This window comes from Ensifer adhaerens, from assembly GCF_020035535.1.
In the GTDB taxonomy this organism is placed as follows: Bacteria; Pseudomonadota; Alphaproteobacteria; order Rhizobiales; family Rhizobiaceae; genus Ensifer.
Window position 1 is genome coordinate 1,377,449 of record NZ_CP083349.1, and the last position, 19,251, is coordinate 1,396,699.

The 19,251-nt window shown below is 57.6% G+C and carries 18 protein-coding genes and 4 pseudogenes; 11 read left to right on the plus strand and 11 right to left on the minus strand.

Translation table 11 applies throughout. The features are described 5' to 3' along the window. Window positions 1-5: 5 nt before the first annotated feature. Window positions 6-1,235 carry a CynX/NimT family MFS transporter gene (locus tag LAC81_RS06730; RefSeq protein WP_223727187.1) on the minus strand — a complete coding sequence of 410 codons (1,230 nt, stop codon included), beginning with the start codon at window positions 1,233-1,235 and terminating at the stop codon, window positions 6-8. Beyond that, window positions 1,235-1,867: an NAD(P)H:quinone oxidoreductase gene (gene wrbA, locus LAC81_RS06735; RefSeq protein WP_223727188.1), complete on the minus strand. Its 633-nt coding sequence runs from the start codon at window positions 1,865-1,867 to the stop codon at window positions 1,235-1,237. Before wrbA ends, LAC81_RS06730 begins: the two co-directional genes overlap by 1 nt. A 129-nt stretch (window positions 1,868-1,996) precedes the next feature. Between wrbA and LAC81_RS06740 the strand changes: the two genes are divergently transcribed. The 5 genes from LAC81_RS06740 to LAC81_RS38510 all read left to right on the plus strand — a co-directional run bounded on the left by LAC81_RS06740 (window position 1,997) and on the right by LAC81_RS38510 (window position 6,712). Then, complete coding sequence (locus LAC81_RS06740) at window positions 1,997-2,905, plus strand: LysR family transcriptional regulator (protein WP_223727189.1); 909 nt, start codon at window positions 1,997-1,999, stop codon at window positions 2,903-2,905. Window positions 2,906-3,146: 241 nt separating this feature from the next. Then, window positions 3,147-3,791 carry an HD domain-containing protein gene (locus tag LAC81_RS06745; protein WP_223727190.1) on the plus strand — a complete coding sequence of 215 codons (645 nt, stop codon included), beginning with the start codon at window positions 3,147-3,149 and terminating at the stop codon, window positions 3,789-3,791. 73 nt (window positions 3,792-3,864) lie between these two features. Then, the gene (locus LAC81_RS06750; protein WP_223727191.1) at window positions 3,865-5,304 is read left to right on the plus strand and encodes a catalase; all 1,440 of its coding nucleotides are present in this window, start codon (window positions 3,865-3,867) and stop codon (window positions 5,302-5,304) included. Window positions 5,305-5,413: 109 nt separating this feature from the next. Further along, a complete protein-coding gene (locus LAC81_RS06755) occupies window positions 5,414-6,001 on the plus strand; it encodes a nitroreductase family protein (RefSeq protein ID WP_223727192.1) in 588 nt (195 codons plus the stop codon). Window positions 6,002-6,178: 177 nt separating this feature from the next. After that, the gene (locus LAC81_RS38510) at window positions 6,179-6,712 is read left to right on the plus strand and encodes a RidA family protein (RefSeq protein WP_419195806.1); all 534 of its coding nucleotides are present in this window, start codon (window positions 6,179-6,181) and stop codon (window positions 6,710-6,712) included. Here the strand turns inward: LAC81_RS38510 and LAC81_RS06765 are convergent. The 7 genes from LAC81_RS06765 to LAC81_RS06795 form a co-directional block, all read right to left on the minus strand. Continuing rightward, on the minus strand, window positions 6,663-6,935 hold the full coding sequence (locus tag LAC81_RS06765) for an FAD-dependent oxidoreductase (RefSeq protein ID WP_419195816.1): 273 nt from the start codon (window positions 6,933-6,935) through the stop codon (window positions 6,663-6,665). The genes LAC81_RS38510 and LAC81_RS06765 overlap by 50 nt on opposite strands. A 39-nt stretch (window positions 6,936-6,974) precedes the next feature. Then, window positions 6,975-7,160 carry a biotin/lipoyl-containing protein gene (locus tag LAC81_RS38515; protein ID WP_223727193.1) on the minus strand — a complete coding sequence of 62 codons (186 nt, stop codon included), beginning with the start codon at window positions 7,158-7,160 and terminating at the stop codon, window positions 6,975-6,977. 89 nt (window positions 7,161-7,249) lie between these two features. After that, complete coding sequence (locus tag LAC81_RS06775) at window positions 7,250-7,570, minus strand: thiamine pyrophosphate-dependent enzyme (RefSeq protein WP_268906782.1); 321 nt, start codon at window positions 7,568-7,570, stop codon at window positions 7,250-7,252. Between the two features lie 284 nt (window positions 7,571-7,854). Beyond that, window positions 7,855-9,201, minus strand: a complete 1,347-nt coding sequence (locus LAC81_RS06780) for an amidase (protein WP_223727194.1) — start codon at window positions 9,199-9,201, stop codon at window positions 7,855-7,857. Then, window positions 9,201-10,319, minus strand: coding sequence for an iron-containing alcohol dehydrogenase (locus tag LAC81_RS06785; protein ID WP_223727195.1), 1,119 nt, complete (start codon window positions 10,317-10,319; stop codon window positions 9,201-9,203). The genes LAC81_RS06780 and LAC81_RS06785 overlap by 1 nt, the downstream gene beginning before the upstream one ends. A gap of 76 nt (window positions 10,320-10,395) precedes the next feature. Beyond that, window positions 10,396-11,562: a VOC family protein gene (locus tag LAC81_RS06790; RefSeq protein ID WP_223727196.1), complete on the minus strand. Its 1,167-nt coding sequence runs from the start codon at window positions 11,560-11,562 to the stop codon at window positions 10,396-10,398. 246 nt (window positions 11,563-11,808) lie between these two features. After that, window positions 11,809-13,380, minus strand: a complete 1,572-nt coding sequence (locus LAC81_RS06795; protein WP_223727197.1) for an amidohydrolase family protein — start codon at window positions 13,378-13,380, stop codon at window positions 11,809-11,811. A gap of 214 nt (window positions 13,381-13,594) precedes the next feature. Here LAC81_RS06795 and LAC81_RS06800 point away from each other — a divergent pair, with 214 nt between their 5' ends. The 5 genes and pseudogenes from LAC81_RS06800 to LAC81_RS06820 all read left to right on the plus strand — a co-directional run. After that, on the plus strand, window positions 13,595-14,503 hold the full coding sequence (locus LAC81_RS06800; protein ID WP_223727189.1) for a LysR family transcriptional regulator: 909 nt from the start codon (window positions 13,595-13,597) through the stop codon (window positions 14,501-14,503). A 342-nt stretch (window positions 14,504-14,845) separates the two neighbouring features. Then, a complete protein-coding gene (locus LAC81_RS06805) occupies window positions 14,846-15,370 on the plus strand; it encodes a RidA family protein (protein WP_223727198.1) in 525 nt (174 codons plus the stop codon). 108 nt (window positions 15,371-15,478) lie between these two features. Then, entirely contained in the window at window positions 15,479-16,426 is a 948-nt protein-coding gene (locus LAC81_RS06810; protein ID WP_223727199.1) for a LysR family transcriptional regulator, read from the plus strand. 486 nt (window positions 16,427-16,912) lie between these two features. Then, complete coding sequence (kdpF, locus tag LAC81_RS06815) at window positions 16,913-17,008, plus strand: K(+)-transporting ATPase subunit F (RefSeq protein ID WP_223727200.1); 96 nt, start codon at window positions 16,913-16,915, stop codon at window positions 17,006-17,008. 213 nt (window positions 17,009-17,221) lie between these two features. Further along, window positions 17,222-18,025: pseudogene (locus LAC81_RS06820) on the plus strand (potassium-transporting ATPase subunit KdpA); the annotation flags it as partial. 165 nt (window positions 18,026-18,190) lie between these two features. Here the strand turns inward: LAC81_RS06820 and LAC81_RS38520 are convergent. Both LAC81_RS38520 and LAC81_RS38400 read right to left on the minus strand, forming a co-directional pair. Then, window positions 18,191-18,277 (minus strand): annotated as a pseudogene (locus tag LAC81_RS38520) (hypothetical protein); the annotation flags it as partial. Between the two features lie 73 nt (window positions 18,278-18,350). Further along, a pseudogene (locus LAC81_RS38400) lies at window positions 18,351-18,410 on the minus strand (hypothetical protein); the annotation flags it as partial. Between the two features lie 76 nt (window positions 18,411-18,486). Between LAC81_RS38400 and LAC81_RS06830 the strand changes: the two are divergent. After that, window positions 18,487-19,218 (plus strand): annotated as a pseudogene (locus tag LAC81_RS06830) (HAD-IC family P-type ATPase); the annotation flags it as partial. Between the last annotated feature and the right edge of the window lie 33 nt (window positions 19,219-19,251).

Sequence of the window (19,251 nt, forward strand, 5' to 3'; positions counted from 1 at the left end):
TAACTTTAGATGCGGGTTTGCTGGGATGCCGTTCGCTCACCGGAGTTGGCTCGAAGTGTTCCTTCGAGCATCGGGGCGAGGACGGTGCAGGCGACGGCACCGAAACCCAGGAATGCGACTCCCGACGTCCAGCCATAGGCTTCGATCGCGAATCCAACCGCGACAGGGCCGACAAGCTGCCCGAGATTGCTGCCTTGCATGAGCAGGCCCATCGTCATCGGCACCAGACTTGGCCGTGGTGAAAGCATTGGGGCGGACGAGATCAGCGTCGCGGGGATGAGCCCGCCAATCGCGGAAAACAGGGCACAAAGTGCGACGGTCGTTATCGCGTCAGATCGCGCGAGGAAGACCCACGCGCCGGAGGCTGCCATCATCACAGCTGCGATCATCACCAGGCGGCCGCGGCTAAACCCGCGAGATAGCAAACTGCCGGCAGTTATATTGCCCGCCACGTTCATAAGCGTGATAAGGGCGCTGAGGATACCGGCCGCTCCGAGCGAAATGTTCAGGCGCGTAACAAGCAGGATCGGCAAAAAGCTGAAGAGCGTGAACATCATCAGGTTGTAAAGAGCGAAGATAAGGAAGAGTAACGCCGGCCCACGGCTTTTCACCGTCAGGAAGACATCCTCACCGAAACTATCTTCGATGTCGCAAGCCCTGATCCGGGACGGAGGTACAGTCGTGGTAATTGACGTCAGGCTGAGTAGCGCGATGACACCATTTATATACCAGATCACCTGCCAGCTCGAAGCGAGCGGGCCGGTGAGCAGGGCGAGCGCCATGCCCGTAGGCATGAAGCAACTCCAAAGCGCAAAAACGATGTCGCGCTGGCTCGACGATACGATGCGCATAAGCACCGCCGGGCCGGCCACCACCACAAGTACGAAGCCCAATCCCTCGATAACACGAGATGCGATGAGCAGTGAGAACCACTCGCTGGTGGCGCCGACCAAGATTCCAAGGATCAGGATTGCCATCCCGACACAGAGCAGTCGGCGATCCCCCATTCTCGCAACCAGCGCGCCGGCGGGAATACCACCGACAACCCCAATGACCGCAAAAATCGAGGTGAGCCAACCGAGGTTAGCGAGGTCGAGGCTGAGGTCAATCTGCAGCAGGGGGCTGGCGATCAACACCTTGCCAACCTGCATTGCCGCAACCATACCGGCCGCGACAACCGTGGTTACCGCGAGCCAGTTGGTTCTGTCGTGCGCGACGGTGACCAAGGCGGGCATCAGTTTGCGCCCGCGATTTGCTTTTTTCCGACGACGAGGGCTGCCGCAAGTTGCGCGATGTGGCGACCCTGGAAACGAGCTCCATCCAGCTCGTTTGTGCTTGGCTGTCGGTCGCCGCCGTTGCCGTCGTCGGCGAGGGTGGAGGCTCCATAGGGCGAGCCGCCGGTAATTTCGTCCATGCGCATCTGACCCTTAAAGCTATAGGGCAGTCCCGCGATCACCATGCCGAGATGGAGGAGCACATTGTGTGTTGCGGTAATTGTTGTTTCCTGTCCGCCGTGCTGGCAGCCAGACGAGGTGAAGACGCTGCCGATGCGTCCGACCAGCGCGTCCTCGGCGAAAAGGCCTCCGGTTTGATCTAGGAAGTTCTTCATCTGCGCGGCCATGTTGCCGAAGCGAGTTGGCGTGCCGATGATGATGGCGTCGTATTCCGGCAGTTCCGCCACGGTTGCTATAGGCGCTTCCTGGACGAGCTTGTAGCCGGACTGGGCTGCGACAGCCTCGGGCACGATCTCCGGTACGCGCTTCAGCGCGACTGTGGCACCGACCTCGCGTGCGCCCTCGGCAATGGCGCCCGCCATCGTCTCGATGTGCCCGTACGACGAGTAATAAAGAACGAGAACCTTCGCCATTCGATTTCTCCTTGTTCCGTCCGCAACCGTTGGCGGGTAGTTTCCTTCATTGACCCAGGAGAAAATGGGCGTTTTGATTGATCTCGGGAAGTCGTATAGTTTGCATCAAACCTATCTAACGGATCGATCATGATAGATGCGCTGACCCTTGATCAGATGCGGACCTTTGTGGTCGTCGCTGAAAGCGGCGGCTTCCGGTCAGCTTCGATGCGCCTTTCGCGCGCCCAATCCGCGGTCAGCCACGCCATCGCGAATCTGGAGGCTCAACTCGGGGTTTCCCTGTTCGACCGCACAGGCCATCGTCCGGTGTTGACGCCGGAGGGACAGGCACTGCTTGTCAATGCACGTGACGTCCTGCTGCGCGTCGACGCGATGCGCGCGCGAGCGCGGGGCATGGGTGAGGGCGTCGAACTCGAGCTATCGCTGATCGTCGACGTGCTGTTTCCGCTTGCGACCGTGGGTGCTGCCTTGAAGGAGATGCGATCAGTTTACCCTTCGGTCGCCGTCAGGCTTGCCGTGTCGCCGATGGGTGGTCCTCTGGACGGGCTGATCAATCGGCGCTTCACGCTCGGCATCATGGCTGGCGAGGAGTTTGCGGATCCGGCGATTAGCAGACGCGCCCTGGCCGAAATCCAAATGATAGCCGTAGTCGCCGCAGAACACCCTCTGGGCCTCAACCGCCCGAGCGCTACTCTCGACAGTCCCGACCTTGCTGACCATCTTCAAATTGTCCTGTCGGACCCTTCTCAGCGCTCCGAGGGGCGTGACTTCGGTGTGCTCTCGCCGCAGACGTGCCGCGTCAGCAACCAGGACGCCAAATATTCGCTGATACTGGAGGGGCTTGGCTGGGGCCGATTACCCGAATGGCAGGTAGAGCGGGATCTGGCGGAGGGGCGGCTCGTGCGCTTACCGACGGATTCACTGGGTCGAGACAGTCGACTCCCTATGGAGGCATATCTCGTCCATCGGATCGATGAACCGCTTGGGCCAGCGGCACGGACCTTCGGGGATGCTCTCTCGCGGCTTTGCGGAGCGTGAGTGCATACAGCACAGCACCGCGGAATCCGACTTCGCGCTGCTCTTGGCCTGATTTTGGGTGCCGCTGTCCTGATTGACGAGCTCGGTTTGATTGTGGCCAGTCGAGCATCAGCTAAAACCTAAGACAGGAGCCGGCGGCGATCCCAATCGCCGTATCGGCAATATCCAGTTCGAAACATTGCAGATCTGGAGCGTGAGGATTCACGCCACAGCGGAGCTTTGCCAAAAGAGGAGTAGTTATATGACCGATCTGATCGCAGGAATCCGGGTCCCCGATAGCGCGATTGCTCGCGCCGCGACTCAATTGGTACGCGACACCGAGGACGACCTGCTGTTCAACCACAGCCGGCGCGTTTTCTTCTGGGGTGCGCTCACCGGCGATCGGCGCGCGCTCAAGTATGACGCTGAGCTGCTTTATCTTGGCGCAATGTTCCACGACATGGGGTTGACCGAGAGATACTCGAGCCCAAACCTGCGCTTTGAGGTGGACGGTGCTAACGCCGCCCGCGACTTCATGAAGAGCTACGGGGTCAGCGAGCGCGACATTGAGGACGTCTGGACCTCGATCGCGCTTCACACAACACCGGGCATTCCCGAACATATGCGCCCCACAATCGCGCTGGTGACTGCCGGCGTAGAGATGGATGTGCTCGGCATCGCCTATCACGACTTCACGCACGAGCAGCGTGATCATGTCTGCGCTCACCATCCTCGTGAGAAAAACTTCAAGGAAGGCATCATCGATCACTTCGCGCAGGGCATCATCAAGAAGCCCGAGACAACCTTTGGCAATGTCAAGGCTGACGTCCTGGCGCTCAAGGATCCCGATCGGTTCGTCCGCGGCAACTTCTGCTCGATCATTCTCGGATCAGCTTGGCCGATCTGAAATCACGCGGTCGAGACCTCGCGAAGGAGGGCTTGCCCATACCCCTTGGACTAGCAGCGAAGGACTGCAGTAAATGAACAACAAGTCCGATATGTCACACGCTAACGGCGCACCGGTCGTAGATAATCTTAACATCCAGACGGCGGGTCCTCGAGGACCAGCACTTCTTCAGGATATCTGGCTCCTCGAGAAGCTTGCGCATTTCGACCGTGAAGTGATCCCTGAGCGCCGCATGCACGCGAAAGGCTGGGGCGCCTACGGCACCTTCACCGTCACGCACGACATCACTCGCTACACGAAGGCAAAGCTCTTCTCCGAAGTGGGAAAGAAGACCGATATGTTTGCGCGCTTCTCCACTGTCGCCGGCGAGCGCGGGGCGGCTGACGCTGAGCGCGACATTCGAGGCTTCGCGTTGAAATTCTATACCGAGGAGGGCAATTGGGACCTGGTCGGCAACAATACTCCTGTTTTCTTCCACCGCGATCCGTTGCGATTTCCTGATCTCAACCGCGCGGTAAAGCGCGATCCTCGGACCGGCCTGCGCTCGGCCGACAACAATTGGGATTTCTGGTCTCTGCTACCCGAAACGCTCCACCAAGTGACGATCATCATGTCGGAGCGGGGCATCCCTAAGTCGTTCCGGCACATGCATGGCTTCGGCAGCCATACCTATTCGATGATTAGCGCCGCCAATGAGCGAATCTGGGTCAAATTTCATTTCCGCACTCAGCAGGGCATTGAAAATCTGAGCGATGCGGAGGCTGCGGCAATGGTTGCTGGTGACCGTGAGACGCACGGCCGCGATCTTCTGAACGCGATCGACAGCGGCAATTTCCCCAAGTGGACGCTGTTCATTCAAGTGATGACCGATGCGCAAGCGAAGGCGCACAAACACAACCCCTTTGACCTTACGAAAGTCTGGCCGAAGGGCGATTATCCGCTCATCGAAGTCGGTGAAATGGAGCTGAACCGCTATCCGGACAATTTTTTCGCCGAGGTCGAACAAGCGTCATTCTCGCCCGCGAACATCGTGCCGGGGATCAGCTTTTCGCCTGATAAGATGCTTCAGGCTCGGCTCTTCTCATATAGCGACGCTGCGCGCTATCGCCTGGGTGTCAACCATCACCTCATTCCGGTCAACGCTCCACGCTGCCCTTACCACAGCTATCACCGAGATGGTGCCATGCGAACTGATGGCAACGGAGGCGGCGAGCCGGCCTACTGGCCCAATAGCAAGGGTTCCTGGAACGATCATCGCCCGGATCTGATGGAGCCGCCTCTGCCGATCGAGGGGGAGGCCGCGCATTGGGATCATACTGTGGACGATGACCACTATGAACAACCTGGCAACCTGTTCCGATCGATGACTCCCCAACAGCAGCTAGCCCTTTTCGAAAACACTGCCCGCAACATGGGTGATGCGAGGATTGAGGTGAAGCGGCGTCATATCGAAAATTGCTCCAAAGCAGATCCTGCTTACGGAGCCGGTGTGGCTAAAGCGCTCGGCCTCTGAGGATTTCGAGAGGGTGCTGTTGAGCGCTCTCTCGGCACGTAGTGGCGATACACGACTTACTCTCAGGTCATACGCCAATCCCATCGATACAACTGAAAAAGGAACAGAAATGCTCGAACTTCTTAAAAAGCGTCGTACCCAGTATGCGCTCGGCCGCAATGTCACTCTTGCCGAAAACGCGATCGACCAGTTGATCCGTGACGGCATCCGCAATTCGCCGTCGCCTTTCAACTCGCAAAGCTCGCGGGCAATTATCCTTTTTGGGGAGGAAAGCCAGAAGTTCTGGAACCTTGTGAAGGACGAGGTTCGCCCACTCGTCGCGCCAGAGATGCTGGAAGGCTCAATGACCAAAATCAGCAGCTTCTCGGCAGGTATCGGTACAGTCCTGTTCTTCGAAGATCAGCAGACCGTTCGGGATTTGCAGGCGGAATGGCCGATCTTTGCAGACCAGTTTCCTGACTGGTCGGAACACTCAGGGGGTATGGCGCAATACGTAGTTTGGACCCTCCTCGCAAACCACAACATCGGGGCAAGCCTTCAGCACTACAATCCGATCGTGGATGCGAAGGTCGCGGCGGCTTGGGACGTTCCATCCTCGTGGAGACTTCGCGCGCAGATGCCGTTCGGCTCGAACGAACAGCCGCTTCCCGAGAAGACGTTTATTCCGGATGAGCTGCGTTTCCGAACACATCGATGACGTCCGACAAGGTGTCGACGCGCCTTAGGCGTCGACACCTACTCATTGGCGCCTATGGGCCTCGATCAACAAGAGAGGCCGAGAAGAATTGAGGCGATTATCAATTGAGCGTTTGGCCCGACTAAACACGGGAAGTTTTACAACAAGGCGCACGTCTTTTTAACGAGGGAGATAGCCATGAATTCGAATATTACAACTATCGTATCCGCAGCATCGTTCGCTCTTGCATTGTCGATGGCGGCCCCGACTTTGGCCGATGAAAGAAAAGTGGAAACTGGTACGGCGATAGCTTCTGGCGGCGAACCGATTGATACCCTCAAGTTTATTAACCCACCAGGGCTCTATGACCCACGTCCAAACGCCTACTCCCATCTTGCCGTGTTTCCAGCAGGATGGCGCATGATTCTTCCCGCCGGCCAAGGGGGAGAAAACGCAAAGGGCGAATTGTCGCCGAGCTTCTCAATACAGCTTCGTCAGGCGCTCGATAATACAGAGACGGTACTTGCTGCTGCGGGCGCGAAGATGTCGGACGTGGCAAAGTTCAATTTGCTGATTGTTGATCACAGCGATGAAAAGTTTAGCGACGTTCGAAAGGAATTCGATCGAGTCTGGGGTGACACAAAGCCGGCATGGACGTTGATTCCAGTCCCGGCGCTCGCACTTAAAGGTATGCTTGTAGAGATTGACGTGATCGCGGTGGTGCCACGATAAATCCATGATCGGCAAGAGCCGCGGCCTCTTCGAAGACTGCGGCAACGTGCAGAAGCGCCTTTGGCGGAATGCAGCCGACATTGAGGCAAACGCCTCCTGAAGTTCCGCCCTGTTCGACGATCGCGACTTTGAGGCCATGAGCGGCGGCGCGGTGCGCAGCTGGATAGCTTGTCGGGCCGCCGCCGATAACAACGACCTCGTTATCGGTCGCACCTTCGCTAATCTTTTGTTTGGCCGACGGCGTCGAGTGTTCGGAGGTCGTCTAACTTTCAGCCGCCGCAGCCACTGCACCGATGGTGGAGATCGTAGCGATAGGGCTGCCCTTAGACACGGGGTCGCCAACCTGCACGAGCAAGGATTCAATTCGGCCCTTGGTAGGTGAGAGAACTTCGATCGTCGTCTTGTCGGACTTCGGGGAGTATGGCTTGAGCGACGTCGATATCGTCACCCGGCTTTACCAGCATCTCGATGATCGGAAGGTCCCTGAAGGCGCCGATATCCGGAATTCGGATTTCCTGAATAGTGGCATCTCGGGCCTCACTGCATGGCGCGGCGGAGATCGCCGAGAGTGGATACGGGGCACGCCAGAAACTTCGCGGCGGCGACGCAGTGGTCCCAGGACAGGCTGGTGGAAAGGATGGTCCGAACGCTTTTCCATCCGATCACCGGCAGGCAGTTGGCCAGGCTTGCGACGTGGCAGTCGAAAGCGATGGGGCCTGGCGTTTCGATCATCTTCATCAGGCACGTGTTGAGCTGTTCAGTCTTGTCGAAGCGGATACCGGTCGTACCGTACGCTTCCGCGAGCTTGACGAAGTCCGGTATCGCTTCCGAGTAGGAATGAGTCCGTTGGGTTACCATGCACGATCTGCTGCCATGGCCGCACCATTCCCAGGTGCTGGTTGTTGAGGATCTCAACCTTCATAGGCGGGCCGTGTTGAATGGCCGTTGATATCGCACTTGCGCACTTGCATGCGGCTCTACCAACCAAAAAAGGGCAGGCGGAACGCGACGAATACAAAGCCTCACCCCTCCACTGGCGCAGGTATCAACCGTGATTCGAGTAGAATTGTTTCTGCGAAAAAGCGAGGCGCACATGGCCCCAACGGATCTACGCCTGTCGATCCTAGCAATCGATCATGATATTAGACGATCTGCGCTAAAGTTGCCGCAAATCTCAACAGCAATTCATCCTGGTGGGGGCCCGCGACAATTTGTAGGCCGATAGGCATACATGTTGGAGGTACCCGAAGAGGTATTGATATTGCTGGATGTCCAGACATATTAAATGGCGCTGTATAGGTCATTAACGCTTCGCGAACCGTCCCACTCCAACTCTCGATTTCGACGCGTCGCTGGCCAATTTTTGGGGCAACGCAGGGTGTCGTTGGGAGTATAAGAAAGTCTACGTCATTCATGAAAGCTTGGAGCCGGGCAGTGAAGTCGCGTCGGAAATCTTGCCATGCAAAATACTCCTCAAGTTTAATTGCACCTGCGTTTGAGAGCCTCTCGCGCGTTTCCGGTTCGTATTTCTCGGCTATAGTGTTTCTGTCGTTACGCCTATGGTGAGTGACGCTCGCTTCCGTAAGCACTAATCCCGCAAAGGCTGGAAAAACCCCCTCGAACACGCCGCCGCTCATCTCACCGACGTCATGAAAACTTGCAATCATGTTCACCGCATGATCGAACGACCTCGCCACCCCTTCTTCGAGAGGGACAGGCGGGATGTTACGGATAATGCCAACGCGGAAACGAGGCTCAGTCGAGCCACCACTTGAGCACCGCCCCAATGCCTGGACAAGGCGGGCAACATCATCCACTGACCGACCCATGAGTCCGACGTGATCGAGTGTCGGCGCCAGGGGGAAAATGCCGTGCGTCGAAAACTGACCATATGTCGGCTTGTAACCGACGACCCCGCACAGAGATGCGGGTATCCTGATGGAACCACCGGTATCTGTGCCTAAGCCAGCGGGCACTGCGCCTGAAGCAATGGCCACCGCGGCTCCGCCACTTGACCCGCCGGGAATGCGGGTCTGGTCCAAGGGATTTCGTGTGTCGCCGAACGCATTGCTCGAGGTGGTAACACCCCAGGCGAATTCATGCGTGGTCGTCTTTCCAATTATGACAGCCCCGTGCTCCCGGAGGCGACCTACGACGTCGGCGTCGGCGAGCGGCACATGCCCTTTGTAGGCGGCGGAGCCGTAGCGCGTTTCTATGCCTGCGGTGTCGATTAGATCCTTAATAGCAACCGGGACTCCCTCGAGTGGGCGCGCGTGTTGCTCTTCCCACCGTTTACGGCTTTCTTTCGCGGCTTCCACAGGGCCATCGACGCTAATGGTGGCAAACGCGTTCAGATGTGCATTCATTTCTCTGGCGCGATCGATGGATTGTTGGACCAGTTCGACGGGGTCTGTGAACCCTCCTGCCATCCGCGCCAGCATCGTCGCAACGGTTTCAGCCTCGCCACAGTCGTATTCTGCAGGTGCCATCACCAGATGCTCCTTAGAAGAGTGATTAACTTTTCTGGCGCGCGAGCACCGAGATCTGAGACCTCGTGGGGGTAGTGCTCCTCGAGGAGTGCCGCTACGGTTGGCAACGCTTGAACTGGCAAATCGAAGCTGCCGATCGCCGAAGGCAGTCCGAGCATCCCCACGATGCCTTCAATCCGGTCGGCCAGTGCCAATGCTGACACCAGTCCTTCTCCAACTGATGTGAAAATGCCTAGCTTCTCGCCGTAGAAATCCGAGCACGCGCGAATGACGGGCGCAAGCGTTATGCAAGAGGTGACACTGTGGGGAAGGCCGAAAGTTCCCCCGAGAATATGGCCGATACGGTGACTCAGCCCGTAGCTGATAGAAGCGGGATAGAAATAGCACTGCCATGCAGCGATTTGAAGCTGCAGAAGATCGTTCCGTGTAATCCTACCGGACGCGATTGCTTCACGGGTTTCCATGCCGGACGGCCAACGTTCCAGAACTGAAAAGAAGCGCTGCGCTCCCGTTGCAGCAAGGATCGCGTGGGGATGATCACATTCGACTTTGCGCATGCCCTCAACCGCGTGGTCTATCGCCTTAATCGCGGAAGAAAGGAGAATTGAACGCGGAGTGCTTTCGACAAGCAAAGGATCTATGACGACCAGCCGCGGAGTCGTTTCTCGGACCGCATAGCTCCGCTTGAACTTCCGGGAACCATCGGTTTCCGTCACGCCAAAATAATGCGAGAATTCCGATCCCGACAGTGTGGTGGGGAATGCGGCGATCGGCAGAAACCGGCCCGTTCGTCTGTGGTGCAAATGCGAAACCGCCTTGGCTGCATCAAGAACGGACCCCCCTCCAAGGGCAATGATTGACTGGGCATCCGCTTGCAGGACTGCTTCCAGCGCATTTTGCACTGCGACATCGGGGACATGGGGCGGCAGGTCCGAGACAGGGGCCGCCGCCTGCGAAAGGCCGGGCCCGATGAAACGCTCATACAAGGCGTTCGTCGATGGCGAGGTGAATGCAATTGGACGGTAGATCTCGTAGTCGGCAAGCCGGGTTACAGTATCTTGCAAGACACCGTGTCCCCAGATCACAGACTCCTGAGGAAGGAACCGAAGTTCGCTCATTTCTCAAAGTCCTATCATGGTAGCTTGGAGGTACACTGCGGCGTGGCACGGTGGCGAAACCGTGCCACGCAGGAAGTCAGTCAACCAGAACAGGAGTGGGAGCCGGCCTGTAGGCGATGTGGCTCTCGATTTCCGCGCGACGAGGCTCGAGGTATTCCGGAAGGCACAAGGATTGACCGAGTTCGTCGGCATTTTCGTCCACGGTAAAATCGCTCGGTGTTGATACCGCGCAGATGTGACCGTCCGGATCACGGAAATGGAAGAGTTTGGAATAGATGGCGTCCTGAATAGTGGAAACCTTCACGCCAGCCCGCTCGAGACGGGCTCGTTGGTCTGCAAGCGCCGGCTCGTTTTCCACCTCAAGGGTGAAGTGATGGGAAAGACCAGTACCCAGCCGACCCGGAAGATAACCTGGTAATCCGAAGAAGGTGATGACTGAACCCGGCGAAAGGTCTTCGTTGCACGCATAGTAGTAGTGCGTACCACCCTTTTCGTCGAGGTACTCAGTCTTCTTGATCAGCCGCAGTCCCACAGTGTCGACGAAGAACTTTTCGGTGCGTTCGGCGTTACTCGAAATGGAGGTTATATGGTGAAAGCCGCGCAGGGCGTAGTCGTCGGTGATGGACGGCAGTGCCGTGGGCCAGGTTTCGGACGCGACCGAAAGTTCGCTGCGTCCACCGACGAGGTTTTCCTCTGGCTGATGCTTGAACTCCGAGCCGAGAATTGTTTCATCGTGGCCGAACCCAGGCTCCGAACTGGCGATTTCGATGATCGCTCCATCCGGATCGCGGAAGTAAATCGCATGAAAATAGTTCCGGTTGTACGGGCCGGTGACGTGGATTCCTGAATCGGTCAGCCGGCGTTTCCACTTTAGGAGGCCGTTGCGGTTGACAACGTGAAGCGCCAGATGATGGTTAGTGCCTGCTCCCCATCTGCCCTTGGGATCACCCGCGCGCGGGTTGGAAACCGCATTTGCCACCACCGCAGGATCTGTGAAGCCATCCTTGGGCATCATATAGAAGATGGGATTCCATTCTAGATACGTGATCGTCTGCATGCGTGGGAGCTCCTCCGCGTGGCTATTGAAGCCGAAGGTGGTCACAGGCAGCCGTCCGTCGAGATGGCTGACGGTGCGCTTGACGATACGCAGCCCCAGAATGTTGGTGTAGAATTGCTCTATTCGTTGGATGTTCGAGCAGACAAAAGTCTGGCTGTTGACGCCATCAATGATCATCCGGTTCATTTCTGCCTCTCTTTGTTATCGGAGCGCTCCCAGTACGGCGGGCTCCCTACGTGACTGATTATGGCCGCGGACCAGGCGCGGACTTTGCGGGCGGGGGAGCGATTGCGCGGGTAGACGATGCACAAGTCGTCCGGCACGAGCTGGCGTTCACGATCAACGACCTCTATTTGTCCCGTCGTGATCGCGGCGTGGGCAATGAAAAGCGCTAGGGCTGCGATCGCTGTTTCGCGATAAGAATGAATTCGGTTACCTTGCCGTGGGCGTGAACCAATCTTCTGACCTCAGCTGCGCCCAAATCTCCCGAGCGACCGCTCCACCGCGTTCGATTACTTTGCGCTCATCGTCGACAACCAAGTGTCCGTCTCTGACCTGGACCACACCTTCCGTCATCACGTTCCTGACATGAAGCCCGCTGGCATACAGGAGATTATTCAGCGGTTCTGGCGGCGCGGTCCCAGGTCCGACGAAAAATCCGGACACATCAATCGACGTCAAGTCCGCCTTGGCGCCCACCGAGATGCGACCGAGATCACTCCTGCCAAGACCGTTTGCCGGGTTCAGCGTGACACATTTGATCATGTCCCAGACTGTGGGCCGTCTCCCAGGGATATCCCCATCCGCAGCCAGGTCATGGCGGAGGCGACCGTAAAGAACAGCGAGTTTAGCGTTTTCCAGCATGTCATTGGAGTGAGTATCCAGCCCAACGTTTGTGTTAATACCTGCGGCGAGGGCATGGATAAATGGTTGTGTGATGGCAGGGCCGCCCGCTCCAGCGCCTGATGGGCAGTGGCAGTAGGTGAACTTCTTGCGAGCTCCCAGAAAAGGCGCGTCACGCTTTGCGTTCCATCCGCCGAGATGGGCGCCGAAAAAGGGCATGTCATAGAAGCCGAACTCATCGAGCCACTGGACAGGGCCCTTTCCCCAAAGCCGCTCCATCTTCCCAACATCCTCAACCATCGTTGCTAGATGAGTATGGATGCCGTTGCCGAGTTGCTTGGCTGCTTCCACCACGGCCCGTAGTGTCTCAGGCGTATGCGTTTCCGGCCCCTGCGGCGCCATCATTGGGAGGATACGGCCGTCTTCTGCGCCGTTGATGGAAAGCCCGAATTCAAGATTCTCCTGAATTTCAGCGAGTGTGTCAGGAACCGAGTCGAAGAGCACCTGATCCGACTCGCGTTGCCAGATCGGCATCAGCCGCGACCAGCCAGGCACCATCCCGCCTGGATAACCACGCACGCCCCAGGCCCGGGCGACGCGCACATACGATTTCATCTGCTTCAAGGAGAGCGATTGTTCGACCTGTGTCGTGCAGCCTCCACGCAATATTTCTGCTAAGTTGTAGGCAGTAAGCGCATCGAGATCATCGTCATCGAGCTTTTCGATCGCGAATAGTGGGCCCGACCACAGCCTGCCGCTTTCGATGAGACCTCGGCTGCACGATCCTCCTGCCACGTGCGTATGACCAGAGATCATCCCAGGAATCAGCAATTGGCCCTTCATTGACAGACGATCGTCCAACCCTCGCACGGGTCCCGACACAATGTCGGCGATATGCCCGTCCTGGAGGACCACGGAATGATCCGAGCGAAGTTCGAGTTCGCCATTTTCGTAGACCAGAGTCCAACTCGGTTCGAGGACGAGCGTTTTCGTCTGGCGCAAAGGCCTTTTCGCTGACGCCGTCTTGTCTTTGTTCTCTGCACTCGGCTGGCCATCGCTTTTCGGCGCCTGTGCAAAGAGATCGGCTGTTATCGCGGCTGGAGCTAGAAGCGCGGCCGAGCCAGACAGCAGCGAGCGCCTCGATAGGTTAGACAGCTTCATCGGGAACCTTTCTCTTGGGTTGAGGTCGTGCGCGAGGTTTGCGATCAATCAGGCAGGCGTCTAAAGGCGATGAACGCTATCGATGAACAATAATGAGCGAGAACATCGTTCATTCTTTTTCTTCCTGACCTATCGAACCGAGGGAAAAAATGGTTCGATTATGGCCTTTACGGAAGTCGTATAGTTTGCATCAAACCTATCTAACGGATCGATCATGATAGATGCGCTGACCCTTGATCAGATGCGGACCTTTGTGGTCGTCGCTGAAAGCGGCGGCTTCCGGTCAGCTTCGATGCGCCTTTCGCGCGCCCAATCCGCGGTCAGCCACGCCATCGCGAATCTGGAGGCTCAACTCGGGGTTTCCCTGTTCGACCGCACAGGCCATCGTCCGGTGTTGACGCCGGAGGGACAGGCACTGCTTGTCAATGCACGTGACGTCCTGCTGCGCGTCGACGCGATGCGCGCGCGAGCGCGGGGCATGGGTGAGGGCGTCGAACTCGAGCTATCGCTGATCGTCGACGTGCTGTTTCCGCTTGCGACCGTGGGTGCTGCCTTGAAGGAGATGCGATCAGTTTACCCTTCGGTCGCCGTCAGGCTTGCCGTGTCGCCGATGGGTGGTCCTCTGGACGGGCTGATCAATCGGCGCTTCACGCTCGGCATCATGGCTGGCGAGGAGTTTGCGGATCCGGCGATTAGCAGACGCGCCCTGGCCGAAATCCAAATGATAGCCGTAGTCGCCGCAGAACACCCTCTGGGCCTCAACCGCCCGAGCGCTACTCTCGACAGTCCCGACCTTGCTGACCATCTTCAAATTGTCCTGTCGGACCCTTCTCAGCGCTCCGAGGGGCGTGACTTCGGTGTGCTCTCGCCGCAGACGTGCCGCGTCAGCAACCAGGACGCCAAATATTCGCTGATACTGGAGGGGCTTGGCTGGGGCCGATTACCCGAATGGCAGGTAGAGCGGGATCTGGCGGAGGGGCGGCTCGTGCGCTTACCGACGGATTCACTGGGTCGAGACAGTCGACTCCCTATGGAGGCATATCTCGTCCATCGGATCGATGAACCGCTTGGGCCAGCGGCACGGACCTTCGGGGATGCTCTCTCGCGGCTTTGCGGAGCGTGAGTGCATACAGCACAGCACCGCGGAATCCGACTTCGCGCTGCTCTTGGCCTGATTTTGGGTGCCGCTGTCCTGATTGACGAGCTCGGTTTGATTGTGGCCAGTCGAGCATCAGCTAAAACCTAAGACAGGAGCCGGCGGCGATCCCAATCGCCGTATCGGCAATATCCAGTTCGAAACATTGCAGATCTGGAGCGTGAGGATTCACGCCACAGCGGAGCTTACAATCCTATTGTGGATGCGAAGGTGCGGCGGCTTGGGACGTTCCATCCTCTTGGAGACTTCGAGCGCAGATGCCGTTCGGTGCGAACGAAGAGCCGCTTCCGAAGATGACGTCCATGCCGGATGAGCTGCGTTTCCGAAAACATCGATGACGTCCAAGCGTCGGCTCCGGCACTGCAGGTCTTGATCCTGCATCAACGAACGAAAGGAGATATCTTTGGTGAAGTTGCCCATTCTGAACCCATCGGGTCGCTCAAGTTCATCAATCCGCGAGCTCTCTACGACCCTATTCCCAATGCGTACTCCCACCTTGCTGTGTTTCCAGCAGGATGGCGCATGATCATTCCGGCCGCCCAAGGCGGAGAAAACGCCGGAGGGGAGCTATCGCCGAGCTTCGCGACGCAGCTTCGTCAAACGCTCGACGATACGGAGGCCATGCTCGCAGCCGCGGGCGGGCGTATGTCGGACGTAGCCAAGTTCAATCCGTTAACCGTCGATCACAGTGACACGAAGTCCGACGTGGTTCGAAAGGAGTTCGATCGCGTGTGGGGCGAGACAAAGCCTGCATGGACGCTGATTCCAGTCCAGACACTCGCGCTGCCGGGTACGCTGGTGGAGATCGACGTCATTGCAGTGGTTCCACGTTAGATCAGTGGAACGTTCAGATGAAGATAGTGTTGGCGGAGCGAATATCGATTGATCGCGCAGCCGGGGCCCACCTAAGTTGGCATCCGCCATCGTTCCTGTCTTAGCAAGATGGCGCGGCGCAAGCGGGACAAACTGCAGACCTTTGGCATGCGCCATTTGCGTTATGTTTTTGCTGCGGCCGACAATGGGAGTTTTCGACGAGCGGCGGCAGCAGTTGGTGTACAAGAGTCTGCGATAAGTCGACGGATTCGCGATCTCGAGGACGCCTTGGGCGTTGCTCTATTTGTCCGTAGCAACAGTGGTGTACGCCTCACGCACGCTGGCCGGCAATTTATCGCACGGACACGTAAGGGCGTTAACCAAATCAACCATGCGATCCTCGATGCTGCGTCATCTGGTCGAGGGGAGGTCGGCAAAGTCAGAATTGGTATATTCACTTCGCTGGCGACCGGTTTCCTTGCGGACCTGCTTCGTGCATTCGTTGACAATAATTCCGATGTACGGCCGGAGTTGGTGGAGGGCGGGCCGGCGATGCATATTGCGGCAATTCAGCATCATCAACTCGATGTCGCGTTTCTAACCGGAAGACCTCAGGCGGATCGATGCGACACTCTACATCTCTGGAATGAACGAGTGCTCGTCGCGATACCCGAAAGCCACGAGTTTTCGGGGCGGGCCGACATCATGTGGAGTGATTTGCGAGATCGTCATTTCATTGTCAGCGAGAGCGATCCCGGGCCGGAGATACATGATTATCTTGTCAAGCACCTCGCTGATCTCGGGCGCCATCCAAGTGTTGAGCGGCACGCAGTGGGCAGGGACAATCTGTTGAATCTCGTCGCCATGAACCAGGGCCTCACAGTGCAGAGCGAGGCGACAATGGGCTCGCAGTTTCCAGGTGTGATCTATCGGCCCTTGAAGGGAGAGGTGCTTCCGTTCAACGCGATCTGGTTGCGGGAGAATGATAATCCGGCGCTACGGCGGCTGCTCAGCCTGGCAAGGACAATGTCCCGCGATTTGAACGCTATCGAAGCGCCTGGACTGACCTTTAAGTGAGAAGGGCTGATCGACGCTGCATAGATGGAGCCTGCAGCGCCCCACGCTCGAAGTCGAGATAACGACGGCGGTTTCATTCAGGCACGTAAGCAAAACACTCCGCCATACTGAAGTCCGCAGTGGCCGCCATAACCTGCCGTTGGTCTAGTTGTCTCTATGTGCGACACATGCATCATTCATTATCTGCTAAATCTCGTCGAGTGCTTTACGGCGATAGCAATCTCACTGACGCTTATTATGGAAGGGGCTCTTGTCTAAAATTTTTATGCCGTCCTTACGCCGGGGCATAAAAACTCAGCGCTATTCTTACATGCGATCCACTAAATACCTGCCGGCAATCCAGTCACTTATGGAGCCGGGACGCATGTCGCAAAATAAATCTTCACATAAATCAACGCCGCCACAATGGCGGCTCGTGCCTGATGCCCGTTACGGGAGCAGTACGGCACGCTCTTCTACCCTCCCGAAGTTGGTGGGAGTTCGGTCATGACCGCTTCTCTCATGACTGGGCTATCCGGCCTCTGTGCCATCGGTCTCTTCGCTTACCTGTTCTATGCCCTCGTGAAGCCTGAGCGCTTCTGAACATACGACAGACATCGCAACAACAAACAACCTGGTGAATAACTATGGGCGACCTCGCATTCGTAGCCGTGACGCTCGTCTTCTTCGTAATCACAGCAGGGTTCATCGTAGCCCTGGATCGAATTTGAGGGCGCTCGCATGACACAAGACATCACTCAATTCGTCCTCATCCTTGCGATCATGACCGGTTTGGTTGTGGTTCTCGGCAAATGGATGACGCATCTATTCACAAGTCCAAGCCATACCATCCTCGAACGCGTGACCTATAGCATTCTCGGCGTCGCCGCCGAGGAAAAGATGTCCTGGAAACGCTATGGCATGGTGCTGGTGCTAAGCAATGCCGCCATGCTGCTCCTGGGTTATTTCATCCTGCGGATACAGGAATTCCTGCCGGGCGATACCCTCGCGCGCGCCGCTCAAACCCCCGACCTGGCTTTCAACACCGCAGCGTCCTTCACGACCAACACAAATTGGCAGGCCTATTCCGGTGAGTCGAGCCTCTCGAACTTCTCCCAGATGGCCGCCATCACGTTCTTGATGTCGATCAGCGCCACGACGGGCGTCGCGGCCGCCGGCGGCTTCATCCGAGGCCTCAGCCGAAAGACGACCGCCGATATCGGCAACTATTGGGTCGACTTCACGCGTGTTCTCTATCGGCTCTTGCTGCCGCTCTGCTTTCTCATGGCTCTAGTCTATGTCTGGCAGGGCATGCCGCAAACGCTGAGTGCGGACGCGATTGTCACGACCCTTGAGGGAGCCAAGCAACAGCTGATCCTGGGACCAGTGGCGAGCTTCGAGACCATCAAGCACATCGGCACGAATGGCGGCGGCTTCTACGGTATGAACGCAGCGCATCCCTTTGAGAATCCGACACCGCTCACTAATACGCTGCATATCCTGAGCATGTTGCTGATCCCATCGGCGCTCACCTACACCTTCGGCGCGATGATCTTGCGTCGGCGTCAGGGCTGGGCATTTTTCGGTGCCTTTCTCGTGATGTTCGTCGGCTTCCTGACGCTGGTCTATAGCTCCGAGCGGGGCGGCAATCCGATGCTGGCCTCGATGGGCGTCGATCAGGCCCAAACAGCCTTCCAAAGTGGCATCCTGGGCTTCACCGCGCTCGCCTGCGTGATGCCAGCCACCCTTCTTCATCTCGCGCGCCTCGACCTTCTTGCCGAGGAATTCTGGCGTCCGCCCGATCATCATGCCGACCAGGAACACGGTCAAGGTATAGGCGTAGAGCACCTCGCTGAAGCCGTGCGGCCCCATATTGGCAAGGCTGTCCAAGGATGGCGTAAGTGACGAGGTTGATGAGACCGACGCCGTCACCGCCGAACACGTTGTTCAGCATCATCTGCGCGATCGGAACGAACCCGCCGAGAGGTGTCAGCGACGAGTGCATGCGCAGCGTCCGCTAATACCTCTTCCGTGACCTGAGAGGCCGGAATGAACTGTGCGGCCTCACGATTGACGGCGCCAAGGTGCTCGGCATCGTTGAGCTTAAGGATATCGTCAAAGGCGGTATCAAGGAGCGTTTCAGCGAGCTGCGCGGCATGGGAATCAAGACGGTGATGATCACCGGCGACAACAAGCTCACGGCTGCCGCCATCGCAGCCGAGGCGGGTGTCGATGACTACCTCGCAGAAGCAACGCCGGAAGATAAGCTCCGCCTCATCCGCGAATATCAGGCTGACGGACGCCTGGTGGCTATGACCGGTGACGGCACCAATGACGCCCCGGCACTGGCGCAGGCTGATGTCGCGGTGGCGATGAACAGCGGTACTCAAGCTGCCAAGGAGGCCGGCAATATGGTCGACCTTGACAGCAATCCGACGAAGCTGTTGCGCGTTGTCGAGGTAGGTAAACAGATGATCATGACCCGCGGTGCGTTGACGACCTTCAGTGTCGCCAATGATTTGGCGAAATATTTCGCAATCATTCCGGCTGCGTTCGTCGCGACCTATCCGCCTTTGGCAGCCCTCAATATCATGGGCCTCCACAGCCCGGCGTCGGCGATCCTGTCTGCGGTGATCTTCAATGCCCTGATCATCGTGGTTCTGATCCCGCTGGCGCTCCGCGGGGTCAAATACCGGGCCGAACCGGCGGCTCGGCTGTTGAGCCGGAACCTGCTGATATACGGATTGGGCGGGATCATAGTCCCATTTGTCGGCATAAAGCTGATCGATATTCTGCTGACCCCCTTCTTCTGACAGGCTCCTGATCAGAGGTGGAAGGCAAGCTTG

Bases quoted from the DNA above. Each gene is read 5' to 3' on its own strand.
- LAC81_RS06780 (WP_223727194.1), bottom strand. From the start codon at position 9,201: ATGGCACCTGCAGAATACGACTGTGGCGAGGCTGAAACCGTTGCGACG.
- LAC81_RS06745 (WP_223727190.1), top strand. From the start codon at position 3,147: ATGACCGATCTGATCGCAGGAATCCGGGTCCCCGATAGCGCGATTGCT.
- LAC81_RS06795 (WP_223727197.1), bottom strand. From the start codon at position 13,380: ATGAAGCTGTCTAACCTATCGAGGCGCTCGCTGCTGTCTGGCTCGGCC.
- LAC81_RS06750 (WP_223727191.1), top strand. From the start codon at position 3,865: ATGAACAACAAGTCCGATATGTCACACGCTAACGGCGCACCGGTCGTA.
- LAC81_RS06775 (WP_268906782.1), bottom strand. From the start codon at position 7,570: ATGGTAACCCAACGGACTCATTCCTACTCGGAAGCGATACCGGACTTC.
- LAC81_RS06785 (WP_223727195.1), bottom strand. From the start codon at position 10,319: ATGAGCGAACTTCGGTTCCTTCCTCAGGAGTCTGTGATCTGGGGACAC.
- LAC81_RS38510 (WP_419195806.1), top strand. From the start codon at position 6,179: ATGAATTCGAATATTACAACTATCGTATCCGCAGCATCGTTCGCTCTT.
- LAC81_RS06805 (WP_223727198.1), top strand. From the start codon at position 14,846: ATGAGCTGCGTTTCCGAAAACATCGATGACGTCCAAGCGTCGGCTCCG.
- wrbA (WP_223727188.1), bottom strand. From the start codon at position 1,867: ATGGCGAAGGTTCTCGTTCTTTATTACTCGTCGTACGGGCACATCGAG.
- LAC81_RS06755 (WP_223727192.1), top strand. From the start codon at position 5,414: ATGCTCGAACTTCTTAAAAAGCGTCGTACCCAGTATGCGCTCGGCCGC.
- LAC81_RS06790 (WP_223727196.1), bottom strand. From the start codon at position 11,562: ATGAACCGGATGATCATTGATGGCGTCAACAGCCAGACTTTTGTCTGC.
- LAC81_RS06740 (WP_223727189.1), top strand. From the start codon at position 1,997: ATGATAGATGCGCTGACCCTTGATCAGATGCGGACCTTTGTGGTCGTC.
- LAC81_RS06810 (WP_223727199.1), top strand. From the start codon at position 15,479: ATGGCGCGGCGCAAGCGGGACAAACTGCAGACCTTTGGCATGCGCCAT.
- kdpF (WP_223727200.1), top strand. From the start codon at position 16,913: ATGACCGCTTCTCTCATGACTGGGCTATCCGGCCTCTGTGCCATCGGT.
- LAC81_RS06800 (WP_223727189.1), top strand. From the start codon at position 13,595: ATGATAGATGCGCTGACCCTTGATCAGATGCGGACCTTTGTGGTCGTC.
- LAC81_RS06730 (WP_223727187.1), bottom strand. From the start codon at position 1,235: ATGCCCGCCTTGGTCACCGTCGCGCACGACAGAACCAACTGGCTCGCG.